We start from the raw sequence: 13,328 nt of genomic DNA, 5'->3' as shown, positions 1-13,328 counted from the left end.
AGTTGGGTGATGGTATTCTCTGGCATGTGGCATATCCCTTTCTCGGCTGAGAATTGACGGCGCGTGAACACCGCCATGATATGCCGCCCCTCAGGGCATCACCAACTTTCGCTCATTACTCACGAGGATTCGCGCATAGCCCAAGAAGGAAAGAGACTTTTGCTGCTATCCGGAGCGTCGGGAACTTTCGAAAGAGTGTCGGCTATGCTTCGAATAGAGGCAATGTTTGAGATCGGATTTAGATCTCGCGTCTCATGGGCGAAATCGAAGGATAGTCGTGTACGCTCGCCTCTATAGTCGAGATTGAGTGCTGCTATGCCGTTCTTCGCATGCTGCGTATCGACATTCGTGTCGCCCTTGTCGAATGCCCCATTAAAGCGGATGCCAAACTCTTTGTTCGGTCCGAAGCGACGACCAAGATCGACATGGGCACCGAGTTGCGAGCGTGACTCGAAGCGGGTCGTAACTTCGGTCAACGGTTCATCGCCAGCTTGCTTGGTGACAAGATTGACCGAGCCGCCGATATTTCCGTGTCCTGCCCCTCCCATTCCGATGAGCAGGGCGCTTGGTCCCTTGAGCACGTCCACGCGCTCCAGATAGTCGGCGCCCGGGAATTCTATCGGTGCTATTCCGTTTAGGCCGTTCAGGCTTCTGCCACCATTTTGCCCACTATTGCTGAAGCCGCGAATTGTTTCCCAATCGTGGCGGCTTGCAGATCTATTCGTGATCACAGACGGGTCGTTCGCCAGAACGTCATGCACCGTCCGCGCCTGCTGATTCTGGATCGTCTTGTTCGTGTAACTGGTCTGGCTGAACGGCGTGTTCATCACGTCGCGGTTGCCGAGCATGCCCACCTGACCGCCGGTCGCCACCTGCCCGCCGACATAAGCATCGGGCACCTCGAAAGTCGAATTGGGATTTGCGCCCTGGATGATGATGGTGTCGAGGAGGATTGATCCGTCTTCCGCACGTATCGCCGCACCTGCCGGGCCTGTAAGGGCTGCCGAGCCGGGCGCGCTGATGCGCACTTCAATGCCGGTTCCAGCGACGAGGCGCTGCAGAGCTACGTCCGGGGCGAGGTTCCCGTTCACTGCCGTCGAGGTCTTGTCGCGCACGAGCGCGGAAGAGTAGCTGATCTGCCAACCGCTCTGCCTGATGAATGTATTGATCGCGGAGGACAGCGATTGCGCCGGAATCTGGAAGTTTGCCGTCTCGATCGTGGCTTGCGCGACGGCTGGCCGAGCGCTCGTCAGAACCGCACCTCCCAGCACTGTGGATGCGACAAGAAGCGACAGAAGGTGACGGCATCCGATAGGTGCCCTTGCCGCAGGACTGAATGTCGACGAAGTTTTTTTGGCCATGTTTCACTGCCCCTTGTGGTCCCGGGGCAGCCCGCACTGCGCGGTATTTTTGCCCCTCTACTACTCAGACGCAGCAGAGGGGCGGAGTCGGAAAAAATAATTTAGCTTTTATCTCAGAATTATCAGTCCGCCGGGAACGCGGGTCATCGTGACACCCGCAGCATCCGCCAGGGTTCTGATTGCCGCCTCGATATCGTCGAGGCGGTAGTTGCCTGTCACCAAGAGGCGGCTGATGCTGTCGCGGGAAACAAGAATACGCCCACCATAGTAGCGGGAAAGTTCGTCGACGATGTGTCCAAGCTGGGCCTCCTCGAACATGATCCTGCCCTCCCTCCAAGCCAGCGCCTGTTCGGGATTTACAAGCGATGCGGCCTGTGGCCCCTCTTCGGTTACCTCAGCCCCCTCACCGGGGTGAAGTTCTACCTGATCTGGGTTGTCGCAAAGGCAGGTCACATCGACCCAACCGCGCTCCAGCACAACTTCGTCGCGATCATCTTCCCGCCTGACCGAAAAGGACGTTCCTTTCACGACCGCCCGGCCATATCCGCCGGATACGCGGAAAGGGTGTTCAGGATCGTGCTGTACATCGAACCATGCCTCGCCTTGAAGCAGCGCAATGTCTCTTCGACCGTTCTCGAAGTCGACAGCAATAGCGGTGTCAGTGTTCAGGATCATCGTCGATCCGTCTGGCAACTGGATGGTGGATTGCTCACCTGTAGCGGTAAAATAATCTGCCCGCCATTCGAGCATCAGCTTTGGATACTGCCAAAGACCGACCGTAACGAGGACGACCGCGGCCGCCGACGCGAGACGCTTCACCCATTTCGTCGGGCGGTAGGTCGAGTATCCTGCAATTATGTCGGGCAATTCATTTGGAAGGGTTTGAACTGCCTTCGGGAATTCGTTGGACCCCCACATTATCTCAAGGGCGCGAAACTCGGTCTCATGTCTGGGATCCTGTGCAAGCCACACGCGAAACCCTGCAAGGATCTGGGGATCCTCCTCCGCATCCCGGAGCCTGACGAACCAGTCTAGGGCGGCGTCGACGACGGGATCGTCGTGAACGTAATCCGTCTCGTCGTCATCCATCTTGTCTCGGCTGCGCGGCACGTTCTCATCCATTATTCTGGCTCGGGCCTCTACTACCTTGACGTTTCTTCTTCTTAGAACCGGAAAATTTCGCGGCTTCGGCCCGGTTGATCAATGTCACGCCGACGGAGATCGGGACCTGTCATATTTCAGCAGAGCATCCCGGCAATGGCCCATCGCCATTTTCAGGTCGTTGAAGACCGTTCGTTCCGAAACACCGAGATATTCGGCAATCCTGCGGTTCGACCAATTCTCCAGCCGGCTGAGAAGCATGACCGCCTGAGCCCGTTTCGGCAGGCCGGAGAGCGCTTTTGCGATATGTCCGAGACGTTGCCGCTCGATGATCGCGTCTTCGATCGAGGGAATGTCCTGTCCGATCTGTTGCACATGGTCGGTATCGAGCCCCTCGGCCTCCACCCGCGCTCTCGTGCCCCGCCGACGCAAATGATCCAGAGCGAGGTTGCGGGCAGTCCGATGCAGGAACGCCTCGACATTGTCGACCGGACCGCTATCCGCCGCCTTGGTGGCGCGAATGTAGGTTTCCTGCGTCAAATCTTCCGCGACCTGGAAATCGCGCACGATACGCACAACGTTCCACAGAAGCGATTGTCGCACGTCCAGAAAGATCTCTGTCAGTTCTCCGCTCATGATACGGCCCGTGCCCTGCTCGTTCATCGGAACCGAAACGAGCATGCTCCATGCCCTCAGGTTCGTCGAGTTGCCGTTGCAGTCAGCTGGAGCCGTGGGGCCGGGTCTTGCGGCTGGCACATCCAATGTTTCGGATGAAATCTTGATGTCCCATCTCGATTATCGGTTTACCGACAGGTCGCCGAAGTCAGATGGTAACAATGCTCAGCGGACGGGCCAGACTGCGAACATGCTTTCCATAAGCAAATCAGCGAGATAGCGCAACCGAGTGAGTGGAGCGGCACACAACTGGGAAAAGGGTTTGCCGGTTGTAAGCGGCAAATATGCAACAGCTTACTCACGCCGGTAAGGAATTTTGAATCTGGCGAGCGGTCGATCAGCATGGGGTTGTGTTAGAGGAAATCCTCCAGTCACGGCGAGACCCGCGGGCAGCCAGGCGGCTGCCGGTCAAGCTGATGAAGCTGCACAGCTCTGCTTGATCCTCCCCCACTGAAGTGGCCCGCCGTTATGATTAGGAAACGGAGGAACAGGCGCCATCCGGATGTCTCCCGAATGAAGGTCAAGCAATGTGAACTGCACGCGACCATCTCCATCTCAGGAATATCCACGTTGCGGCGGCCACGGTGAGGCCAGCCGCGCCGATCCACCCCCACCCCCAAAAGGTCTGCAACATGCCAGAGCCGAACGCCCCAATGGCCGAAGCCGTGGCCACAAGCGTATCATTGGCCCCCTGCACCGAGGCACGGGCGCTTGCGGGTGTGCTGGATTGCAGCAGATGCGTGGCGCCTATGAAGCCGAAGTTCCAGCCGACGCCAAGCAGGATCAGCGACAGGTTGAACAGCCCAAAAGTCTGTCCGGAAACCGCCGCCACGCCGGCGGCGAACAGCAATGCCATGCCGGTCAGCAGCACGGTATGCGTGCCAAAGCGCCGGATCAGACTGCCCGTGACCAGACCCGGAGCAAACATCGCCAACACATGCCAGCGGATCGCGGCAGCAGCCTGATCGGCCGTGCAACCAACCGCCGTCATCGCAAGCGGCGCAGGTGCCATCAGCAGCACCATCAGACCCTGCGATACGGTCGCGGCCAAGATGGCTGGGCGAACGCCCGGGATCGCGAGTGCCTCGGCCAACGGTATCGCCTGGGGCGGCGCGGTCTTCGGTTTACCCATGCCGCCAAGGGACAGAACCGGCAGCGTTCCCAGCAGGCCAAGTCCCGCGATAACCAGATATGCGCCAGCCAGGGGCACCGGCCCAGCGTCACGTGTCAGCCGGAACAGCTCTGGCCCCACAAGTGCCGCGATCAGACCCGAGGCCAGAACCAGCGAGATCGCCTGTGCCTGCCGTTCGGGCGCGACGGATTCCGCCGCCGCAAAGCGCAGGTAGTTAATGGCAATCAGCGCGGCCCCCAGCACCAGATGCGCCAGCACCAGCAGTGCAAACTGGCCTGAGGTCATCGCAAGAACCGCCAACAGCCCACCCAGGGTCAGGCTGCCCGCGCCAAGCAGGAATCCCAGCCGGCGCCCGCGACGATACATCAATCCGGCAAGCGGTCTGGCCACGAACAGTCCCGTCGACATCTGCACCGCAGGCGGCAGCATCGCCAGTGTCGGACTGGGGGCAAGCACCCCACCCGCCAGCGCTCCAAGAATGATCAGCATGGGCATGGCCGTGCCCATCACGACATTTGCCACGAGAACCAAAGATAAATTCCGATTCATCACCACCTCGCAGAATGAATTCTCTGCGTGTTTATGCCGCTGGATGGCCAAGGCCTAAATGACATACAAATATCAATTATGGACAAACGAATCGTGACCTTCATGCTTTACGATGGCCTGCATCTGGTCGATGTCGCTGGCCCGGCCGAGGCAATGCGTCATGCGGGTGGCTATCACTTGCAATATACCTCGGTCGACGGCGGACCTGCGCGGGCGCAATGCGGGTTGTCGCTGGCGGCCGAACTGCCGATCGCTGATGTTGCCAGACCATCTGACCTGCTGGTGCCCGGCGGCGACGGGATCGAGACGGCCATGCAAAATCCGGCAATCCTGAGGCCGGTTGCGAGATGGCTGGTGGATCATCCGCAGTCGCGGGTGATCTCGATCTGCTCTGGCGCGCTGCTGCTGGCAGAGGCAGGCGTTCTGAACGGGCGCAGCGCCACGACCCATTGGTGCCGCGCGGATCAGGTTCATCGTAATTGGCCGCAGGTCGATTGGCGATTGAACCAGATCCATGTGCATGACGGGCCGGTCTGGACCTCGGCCGGCGTCACCTCGGGCATCGACCTGGCCCTTGCCATGATCCGGCAGGATCACGATGCCCAGACAGCGCTTGCCGTCGCGCGGCAGATGCTGGTTCCGGTGCAACGCGGAGGTGGGCAGGACCAATATGCCAAGCTGCTGGAGGCACAATACTCGACCACCGAACGCCTCGCGCCGTTGATCCGCGCCGTGACCGCGTCCCCCGGCCATAACTGGCACCTGAACAGCATGGCGGATTTCGCGGCCCTGACGCCCCGCACGCTTAGCCGACAGTTCCAGCGAGATCTGGGTGTATCGCCTGCGCGGTTTGTTGAACGGGTGCGGACTGACTGGGCAGGGAATGCCTTGGCGGGCGGTGCCGCGCCGCATCAAGTTGCGGCGGCCGCGGGCTTCGGCGACCTGCAGCGAATGGACCGTGCCTTTCAGCGGCACCATGACTGCACAAGCCGTGCGTGGTTGCGTCGCTTTGGAACGGCGAAGTAGGGCACACCGATCGATCCCTTCGGCGAAAGCGTCATTGCGATGAAGTCCGACCGGCTGCTGGCGCGGGGCAAAGTCCGGCACAAAGCGGTCATACGAAACGACCGAGACGATGCAATGCGGCACGCGCCCCGCCCGCCGTTCGCCAAAAGTGCAAATCAGCGCATTGCCCTCTGGCGTGGTGGCTGCAGGGATCGCTGGCGACACCAAAATGCCCGCTTTGGAACCACTGCGGACATAGCTATCAACCAAGGGCGGCCCAGTGCGGACACCCGCCCGCGCCGGGACATGCCAGACGGCGCTCTCCGACGTCGCCGTTCCGGCTATCACCAAGAAATTATCGGATGCTCATGGTGGCTTGGCGGGGCCGTTGCCGGTCGATCTCTGGACCGATTTCCGGCGACAGTTTACTGAAACCGCCCGCTCGGACGGATCTTCGTGAAGAACATGGCGATCCGTTCCGATCGTGGTTCGGTCCATTTCCAGACCAGGGCCATGACCAGCATCGTCAGCATCCAGCCAAGTACGACATCCGATAGGAAATGCGCCCCGAAGAGAACGCGATTCAACGCGATCATCATGAGCACGGGTGCCATGATGATGGTTGCAGTCCACCGCTGACCTGCAGGAACAAACACAAGAAGGGAAAGCGCTGCCGCTGCTGCGGCCGCCTCGCCAGACGGGAAGGAACAGTTACGAGCGCAGGCTGCCGAGAACTGCCAAACGGGTGTAAACTCTGCATTTCCGCCGAACTCCAGCAAATGCCGAGGACGTGCGCGGCCGATCAGGGCTTTCAGAACCTCGACAAGAAGCTGGCTGGCGACAAAACTCATCAGAACGAATAGCGGTTTGTGCGGTTCGCCGGGGATGTATCGCCGTGGCAGAAGGATGTGCAGACCCAGCAGCAACAGCATCGTGCCGGCGATGAGATACGAGCCCTTGAGGCCGAACTGTCTCAGGCCCAGCAGCAGCGGCTGCTCTGCCAGAACAAAGACCGACCCATCCGCGAACCAACGCGATACCGCCAGATCGAACGCCGGGAAAATCATGAAGAAAAAGCTGATGCAGATGATCGACCTGACGATAATGGAAATTGCCCGGTTTGCGCCGGCTTCAGGGCCAAGCCGCAACTGATCGGCAGAGGCTTTGGGCAGATAGTTCGGAACGGTTCTTTGCATGGCGGTCTCTTGTCGTGATAGATCGCCAGCCGTCTGGAACGCGACTGTCAAGAAATGGCGAAGACAGGATCAAGGCACTGTCCGGAATGGGTAATCCGCCCGTCAAAGGATTGTCCGGAATCGCTGAAACGCGTATGCCCGAACTGTTGACGGCAACAAGGCATTGAAATGAAGAACAGTCTTGTTCTCATCGTCGAGGATGAACCGGCGATTGCAAGGATCCTTGAGGCATATCTGCTGCGCGAAGGGCTTCGGACCGTTCAGGCCGCCGACGGTGAAACCGCTCTTCAGCACCACGCGCTTCTGAAGCCGGATATCGTGCTGCTGGACGCACGCATTCCAAAGCTGGACGGTTTCGCCGTGCTGGCCCGCCTGCGGCAGCTAAGCGCGACGCCGGTGATCATGGTGACAGCACTTGCCGACGACGTTGATCGGCTAAGCGGCCTTCATCTGGGCGCAGATGACTATGTGGTGAAACCGTTTAATCCGCAGGAGGTCGTTGCGCGGGTCAGGGCAGTTCTGCGCCGGACCATGGGCCAGCAGGATCAGGCCGTACTGCGTTTTGGCACAATAGAGGTGGATTCCGGCAGCTTTGCGGCCTTCGTCAACAGGGATGGGCAGCGTATGCCCCTGACCCTGACGCTCAGCGAATTCAGGATACTCGCGCATATGATCCGCCACCCGACGCAGGCGTTTGCACGCGCAGATATACTTGACGCCTGCATGCCCGAAAGCGACGCGTTGGCACGGACGGTGGACACCCACATCTCCAATCTTCGGCGCAAGCTGGAAGAGATGGGGGCGACCGGCTTCTTCCCCTCTGTTCGCGGCATTGGCTATCGTCTGGCTGACCCGCAGTGAAAATGCCGAAGTATCGCGCCCTGCCACTTGCCACGCTGACCGCGACTGCAATCGCAACCATGCTGCTGCTCAGCGTGGGCGTCGCCTATATCGGCGTAACCTCCTATTCCATCTATCTGGATGAGGTGAACTATCGCAGCCTCTCGCCGGAAGCGGCACTTGCCTATAAGCTGGTGAATGAAGGGCGGCTGCCGGATGCGGATGGCCTGCGGGCGGCGATTGAGCATCTGGACACGCTCATGGGCCCGACGGACCTCAGGATTCAGATAGTGACGCTGGTGATCGGCCTTCTCTCCGCGTCGGTTTGCGGCATTATCGGCGTTTTCCTGGCGCGACGGATTGCGCGGCCTCTCGAAGAACTGACAAGCGCCGCCGAAACGCTGAGGTCGGGCGATTTTTCGGCGCGCGTCACGGCCTCGTCGAACAGCACGCGCGAGGTGACAAGTCTTGTCGAGACGTTCAACGATCTCGCCGCCAGCCTTGACCGGATGGAGCAGCGCCTGCGCTTCAACAATATGGCGGTTGCGCATGAGCTACGCACTCCGCTGACGGTCCTTCAAGGGGCACTGCAGGGGATCCTTGACGGCGTGTTCCCGATGGATCGCAAAATCTTGGGCGACCTTCTGCTGCAGGTCGAAGGGCTGGGACGGATTGTCGAAGATCTGCGCACTCTGTCTTTGGCGATTGGCCAAAGGCTCGTGATGCAGCGCGAATGGATCGACGTGGCCGAGGTGGCGGAGTCCGTTCTTTCGGCATACGGACCCACGCTGAATGCCAGTCGACTAGAGGTCGAATCCAGCCTCCGCCCCGCCAGAATAGCCGCCGACTCCGCGCGGGTCGGTCAGGCGGTATTGGCGCTTCTGGAAAACGCGAACCGATATGCTGCAAGCGGCGGCCAGCTGCGCTGCGAAACCGAACAATTGCCGGATAAAAGCGTCGTCATCCGCGTGCTCGATCGCGGGCCGGGGTTCCCGGAAGATATGGATGCGGTTGCGATCAATCCTTTCTGGCGCGGAGACTCTTCCCGGTCGCGAGAAACAGGCGGTACAGGGCTGGGCCTCTCGGTCGTCCAGGCCATAGCGGTCGCGCATGGTGGGATGTTGGACCTTGCTAACCGGCAAGGCGGAGGAGCCGTAGTTACAATCCATCTGCGTCCTGCATAGCACGCCTCTGCCGCAATCCAGTCCCGCGCCAGTTTCGCTCTGGCTGGACAGGGCACGGTCTTGGCGCGCCCGTAGGTCCTGGCGCATCCCACCGCCGCAAGCCATGACAATAGATGAAGACTATGCCGCGCAGAACGCGCCGATCATCAATGAGCGGGGGGTGCCGTCTTATTATGCGAAAAACGGTGTCAGCTGCTCTGCTTGGACCGCAGACAGCCGGTAAAGATTGCTGATCAGTCAGGCCTCCTTGCGCAGCCTGAATCATACCTAAAAACCTGAAGTCGGCAGGCCCGGAGCCTAGAGCGCTCGGCCGATCAGACCCGAAAACACCGCCAGATCGGACCGATCAGCCAAGCCCTCCACCGCCTGCCAAAGTGCATCCGCCGCGTCCGCGCTCAGCAGTGTGGTCGATTTTGCGCGCAGCCGCGCCTCGACCAGATCGGGCTCCAGCCGCACGGCAAGGTCATGCTGCACGGTAAGGCTGTCTCCGCCCGCATCGACTACCACCACCGCCTGCGTATCGCTGAGGCCGCTGTCGCCAATCACCTCGACCCGGTCGCGAAGCGCCACGAGATCGGGGCGCGCGGCGGTGCCGGCGCTATAGGCATCCAGCGCGGCGGTATCGACGCCGGCCAGCCGCATGGCAGCCGTCAGGCGATAGCTGAATTTGGCTTGAAGCCCGGTTTCGGGTTCAGGCTGGTTACAGACCGCCAGCCAGCGCGGATGCGTGCGTATCTGCACGCGGCTGACGCTGCCCGCATCCAGCGGCATCAAGCTTTCCACAGCCTCCAGCATGGCATGCAGCCCGTGGCAACATGCGTGGAACTTATAGGAGATGTCAGGGAAGACCCATTCGGACCCAAGCCCCTCGAAGGCATCGGCCTGCGCGCTTCCGGCATGAGTGGCCCCGAAGCCATGCGTTCCCTCGATCGCCTGCGGCGCGGAATCGGCGCCGGCCTGCGCCAGCAGCGCGCAGGTCACGCCGATCTCGGCGGCAAAGCCCGCGTTCAGCGGCTTGCCCATGGTGCCGAACTGGTTTTTCAGTCCGGCCGCCCGCGTGGCAGTCAGCGCCAGTGCCTGTGCCATGGCCGCGCGGTCCAGCCCCAGCAGCCGCCCCGCCGCCGCCGTGGCCCCGAACGCGCCCGAGGTGCCGGTCTGATGAAATCCGGCCTCGTAATGCGACCGGCCCAGCCACGCGCCCATGCGGCAGGCAGTTTCCAGCCCAACGGCAAGTGCCTGAAGAAACTGCGGCCCGCTGGCGCCCGCTGCCTCGGCAACAGAAAGCGCGGCGGGGATCACCGCGACGCTGGGATGACCGATATGCAGGAAATGGGTGTCGTCGTAATCCAGCGCGTGGCTGATCGCGCCATTGGCCAGGGCCGCTGCCCGCGGGGCCGCGCGGCCTCCGCCGATCACAGTGGCCCCGCCCCTGCCCGCGCTGTCGCCCAAAGCCATCTGCCGGGCGGCGCGGGCGACGGGTTCACCCTGCCCCGCCAGCCCCACCGTCGCCCAGTCGGCAAGCGAGAAGTCGACAAAGCGGCGCATCCGCGCATCGGCCGCGACAGGCGCGGTGGCAAATCCAGCCAGCGTATCGGCGAGGGTCATATGGGCGCTCCTTCCGGGAGGGGTTCGATTGCGTCGATGCCGGCGCGTTCCAGCAGCCCCAACAGGTCAACGGGCGGGGCGGGCGTCAGCGGGTCCATCGGTTCCAGCCGGTGGATCAGGACCTGTCGCGCAAGCTCCATCCGATCAGCCGCAACTGCGGGTGCGGAATCGGCCAGCTGCGCGGCCTCCCATGCCATGAAGCCTGCCGAGGCCGCGTGATACAGCGCCGACGCCGCGCGACGAGTCTCAACCTCGGCGCCATCGGCGACATTGCGGATCAGGGCAGCGGCGCGGTCCATTGCTGCGGTGATACGGGCGGCAAGCGCCGGGTCGGCGCCCTCCAGACAGGCATGAAGATGGTCCAGCAGCGCCTCCAGCGCGCCTTCACGCCGCGCCGCGCGGATCACGTCTAGCGCGACGATGTTGCTGGTCCCTTCCCAGATCGAACCCAGATGTGCATCCCGCAGGATGCGAGCGTCGGACCATTCCTCGATATAGCCGCAGCCGCCGCGCACCTCCATCGCGTCGCCGGCGACCTTGCGGGCATCGCGGCAGGTGCGATACTTGACCAAGGGCGTCAGGATGCGAAACACCCGCGCCATCTGGACATCGCCGCGATCGGCGGCATCCAGCACGCGGGCTGTGTGAAATACCATGCTGCGCCCTTGCTCCGCCCAGACCAGCATCTTGGCCAGTTGCCGCTGCATCAGCGGCATATCGATCAGCCGCTTGCCGAAGGCCTTGCGATGGCGGGCAATGAACAGCGCCTCGGACGTGGCGCGGCGCATCAGCCCGGCGCTGCGCACCCCATTGGCCAGCCGCGACATGTTGATCATGTCGGTCATCTGGCGAAAGCCCTGCCCCGGATCGCCGACAAGATAGGCCTCGGCCCCTTCCAGCGCGATCTCGCCCGAGGCCATGGATCGCGTGCCCATCTTCTCCTTCAGGCGCAGGATGCGATAGGCGTTTTCAGTCCCATCCGGCAGGAGGCGGGGCAGCAGGAACAGCGACAGCCCACGCGTGCCGTCGGCGGCGCCTTCAGGCCGGGCCAGAACCATTGCCAGCGCGGCATCAGGGTTGGAACAGAACCATTTGTCACCGTAAAGCCGCCAGGTGCCGTCCTCGTACCGCGCCACGGTATCAATCGCGCCCACATCGGAACCCGCCGCCTGTTCGGTCATGAACATGGCGCCCTGAAACAGCCGGTCCATGTCCTGAGTGGTCAGAAGGTCCAGAAACCGCGCCTGCAATTCGTTCGAGCCGAACTTGCGCAAGGTCCGCGTCAGTGAATCGGTCATGCTCAGCGGGCAGCACAGCCCGAATTCCGCCTGCACGAACAGGTAAACCAGCGCGTATTTCGCAATCGGGTGCAGCCGGTCAGGATGCCCGAAGACGCCGCCGCGATGGGACATGGCGGCAAGGCCGAATTCGCCGAAGGCCAGACGCTCCATTTCCGCATATGCGGGGTGCTTGGTGACAGTTTGGCAAGGTGCGCCAGTGCGGTCGCGGACATGCAGCACGGGCGGGTTCTTGTCGGCAGTCAGCGCAAGGTCTTCCAGCCGCCCGCCCGCCAATGCGCCCATCCGCGCAAGCTGGCCGGCAAGCACCGGTTGCAGATCTTCGGGCAGATAAACCCCCATCAGCGCCGCGAATGCCGGATCGGCGCGATAGGCGTTGGTGCCCCGGCTGTCAGGAATGTTGCGATAAATGCCCATGTTTCTGCCTATGTTTTCTGGTCGCTTACGGCCGGCCCGATCAGGTGACCCAGGCGGAGATCGGCCACCGCCATCATTCCTGTAACTCTGCACGTTGAAGGATCCGCCGCGCCCGCGCCACGACCGGCGCGTCGACCATTTCGCCATCGACAGCCGGGACACTGCCGCCACCAGAGGCGGCGACGACACGCCGCGCCCAGTCAAGCTGCTCGGCATCGGTGCGGAAACCCCGCAGCGCGGGCGCGACCTGACGCGGATGGATCAGCAGCTTGCCGCCAAAGCCCATCTCGGCGGCGTGCTGCGCATCGCTGGCGATCAGCGTCGCGTCCTGGGTCGAGACGGTGACGCCGTCCAAGGGCGCGGGCTTTCCGGCAAGCCGCGCCGCCATGACCAGCCGCGCACGCGCGGACAGCAACGGCAGGCGGGCATGGGCGCAGCCCAGATCCCAGGCAAAGTCGATGCTGCCAAAGGCCAGCCGGTCGGCCTCGGCCGCGATTTCCTCGGCCCGCGACAGGCCGAGGGCGCTTTCCACCAGCGCGATGACCACCATGCCGGGGTTCAGCGCGGCCCGCAGATCCGCGACCTGCTGGCCGCTTTCGACCTTGGGCAGCATCACCCCGTCAAACCCCGCCGCGACCGCGAAACCCACATCGTCGCGATGCCAGGGCGTGCCCACGGCATTGACCCGCAGCAGCAGTTGCGCCTTGCGGTCGGTCGGCAAAGCGCCTTCGGGGATGCGCCGCACGGCGGCCTTGCTTTCGGGCGCAACTGCGTCCTCGACATCAATGACCACGCTGTCATGCGCGGCCGCGCAGGCCTTGGCGAAGCGGTCAGGCCGGTCGGCCGGCACGAACAGCGGAAAGCTGTGCGACGGCTCCAACGGAACAGAGGCAGTCATTGCCGCACCTGCAAGCTGGGGACAGCCCGAGGCGCGCGTAGGTGGTGATCAGCGTCAATGGAACTGA

At 62.3% G+C, this 13,328-nt stretch carries 11 protein-coding genes and 1 pseudogene; 4 read left to right on the top strand and 8 right to left on the bottom strand.

Translation table 11 applies throughout. The features are described 5' to 3' along the window. Positions 1–119 precede the first annotated feature (119 nt). The 3 genes from G7044_RS16085 to G7044_RS16075 all read right to left on the bottom strand — a co-directional run bounded on the left by G7044_RS16085 (position 120) and on the right by G7044_RS16075 (position 3,143). Complete coding sequence (locus G7044_RS16085) at positions 120–1,361, bottom strand: TonB-dependent siderophore receptor (RefSeq protein WP_166330715.1); 1,242 nt, start codon at positions 1,359–1,361, stop codon at positions 120–122. 108 nt (positions 1,362–1,469) lie between these two features. Beyond that, on the bottom strand, positions 1,470–2,483 hold the full coding sequence (locus G7044_RS16080; RefSeq protein WP_207630336.1) for a FecR family protein: 1,014 nt from the start codon (positions 2,481–2,483) through the stop codon (positions 1,470–1,472). A gap of 84 nt (positions 2,484–2,567) precedes the next feature. Continuing rightward, positions 2,568–3,143 (bottom strand): RNA polymerase sigma factor, encoded by a 576-nt coding sequence (locus G7044_RS16075; protein WP_235931357.1) that lies wholly within the window; start codon positions 3,141–3,143, stop codon positions 2,568–2,570. 314 nt (positions 3,144–3,457) lie between these two features. On the opposite strand from G7044_RS16075, the pseudogene G7044_RS18290 reads away from it, so the two are divergent. Then, positions 3,458–3,559: pseudogene (locus G7044_RS18290) on the top strand (IS6 family transposase); the annotation flags it as partial. A gap of 98 nt (positions 3,560–3,657) precedes the next feature. Here the strand turns inward: G7044_RS18290 and G7044_RS16065 are convergent. Next, complete coding sequence (locus tag G7044_RS16065) at positions 3,658–4,764, bottom strand: MFS transporter (protein ID WP_166330713.1); 1,107 nt, start codon at positions 4,762–4,764, stop codon at positions 3,658–3,660. A 132-nt stretch (positions 4,765–4,896) separates the two neighbouring features. Here G7044_RS16065 and G7044_RS16060 point away from each other — a divergent pair, with 132 nt between their 5' ends. Next, a complete protein-coding gene (locus G7044_RS16060; protein ID WP_166330711.1) occupies positions 4,897–5,844 on the top strand; it encodes a GlxA family transcriptional regulator in 948 nt (315 codons plus the stop codon). Positions 5,845–6,248: 404 nt separating this feature from the next. On the opposite strand, the gene G7044_RS16055 is transcribed toward G7044_RS16060, so the two are convergent. Next, positions 6,249–7,019 carry a phosphatase PAP2 family protein gene (locus G7044_RS16055; protein WP_207630335.1) on the bottom strand — a complete coding sequence of 257 codons (771 nt, stop codon included), beginning with the start codon at positions 7,017–7,019 and terminating at the stop codon, positions 6,249–6,251. Between the two features lie 168 nt (positions 7,020–7,187). Here G7044_RS16055 and G7044_RS16050 point away from each other — a divergent pair, with 168 nt between their 5' ends. After that, positions 7,188–7,880 (top strand): response regulator transcription factor, encoded by a 693-nt coding sequence (locus tag G7044_RS16050; protein ID WP_166330709.1) that lies wholly within the window; start codon positions 7,188–7,190, stop codon positions 7,878–7,880. Positions 7,881–7,882: 2 nt separating this feature from the next. Continuing rightward, on the top strand, positions 7,883–9,043 hold the full coding sequence (locus G7044_RS16045) for an ATP-binding protein (protein ID WP_207630334.1): 1,161 nt from the start codon (positions 7,883–7,885) through the stop codon (positions 9,041–9,043). A 297-nt stretch (positions 9,044–9,340) separates the two neighbouring features. Here the strand turns inward: G7044_RS16045 and G7044_RS16040 are convergent, their stop codons facing one another. The 3 genes from G7044_RS16040 to G7044_RS16030 form a co-directional block, all read right to left on the bottom strand. After that, positions 9,341–10,648 (bottom strand): MmgE/PrpD family protein, encoded by a 1,308-nt coding sequence (locus G7044_RS16040; RefSeq protein WP_166330705.1) that lies wholly within the window; start codon positions 10,646–10,648, stop codon positions 9,341–9,343. Next, a complete protein-coding gene (locus tag G7044_RS16035; protein ID WP_166330703.1) occupies positions 10,645–12,363 on the bottom strand; it encodes an acyl-CoA dehydrogenase family protein in 1,719 nt (572 codons plus the stop codon). Before G7044_RS16035 ends, G7044_RS16040 begins: the two co-directional genes overlap by 4 nt. Positions 12,364–12,436: 73 nt before the next feature. Next, positions 12,437–13,261: an HpcH/HpaI aldolase/citrate lyase family protein gene (locus tag G7044_RS16030; RefSeq protein WP_166330701.1), complete on the bottom strand. Its 825-nt coding sequence runs from the start codon at positions 13,259–13,261 to the stop codon at positions 12,437–12,439. Positions 13,262–13,328: the final 67 nt, after the last annotated feature.

Source organism: Paracoccus xiamenensis, assembly GCF_011308835.1.
Classification (GTDB): Bacteria; Pseudomonadota; Alphaproteobacteria; order Rhodobacterales; family Rhodobacteraceae; genus Paracoccus; species Paracoccus xiamenensis.
This window is presented reverse-complemented; position numbering and strand designations above follow the sequence as displayed.

Coding starts and splice junctions, on each gene's coding strand:
- G7044_RS16085 (WP_166330715.1), bottom strand. CDS start 1,361: ATGGCCAAAAAAACTTCGTCGACATTCAGTCCTGCGGCAAGGGCACCT.
- G7044_RS16080 (WP_207630336.1), bottom strand. CDS start 2,483: ATGGATGAGAACGTGCCGCGCAGCCGAGACAAGATGGATGACGACGAG.
- G7044_RS16075 (WP_235931357.1), bottom strand. CDS start 3,143: ATGCTCGTTTCGGTTCCGATGAACGAGCAGGGCACGGGCCGTATCATG.
- G7044_RS16065 (WP_166330713.1), bottom strand. CDS start 4,764: ATGCCCATGCTGATCATTCTTGGAGCGCTGGCGGGTGGGGTGCTTGCC.
- G7044_RS16060 (WP_166330711.1), top strand. CDS start 4,897: ATGGACAAACGAATCGTGACCTTCATGCTTTACGATGGCCTGCATCTG.
- G7044_RS16055 (WP_207630335.1), bottom strand. CDS start 7,019: ATGCAAAGAACCGTTCCGAACTATCTGCCCAAAGCCTCTGCCGATCAG.
- G7044_RS16050 (WP_166330709.1), top strand. CDS start 7,188: ATGAAGAACAGTCTTGTTCTCATCGTCGAGGATGAACCGGCGATTGCA.
- G7044_RS16045 (WP_207630334.1), top strand. CDS start 7,883: ATGCCGAAGTATCGCGCCCTGCCACTTGCCACGCTGACCGCGACTGCA.
- G7044_RS16040 (WP_166330705.1), bottom strand. CDS start 10,648: ATGACCCTCGCCGATACGCTGGCTGGATTTGCCACCGCGCCTGTCGCG.
- G7044_RS16035 (WP_166330703.1), bottom strand. CDS start 12,363: ATGGGCATTTATCGCAACATTCCTGACAGCCGGGGCACCAACGCCTAT.
- G7044_RS16030 (WP_166330701.1), bottom strand. CDS start 13,261: ATGACTGCCTCTGTTCCGTTGGAGCCGTCGCACAGCTTTCCGCTGTTC.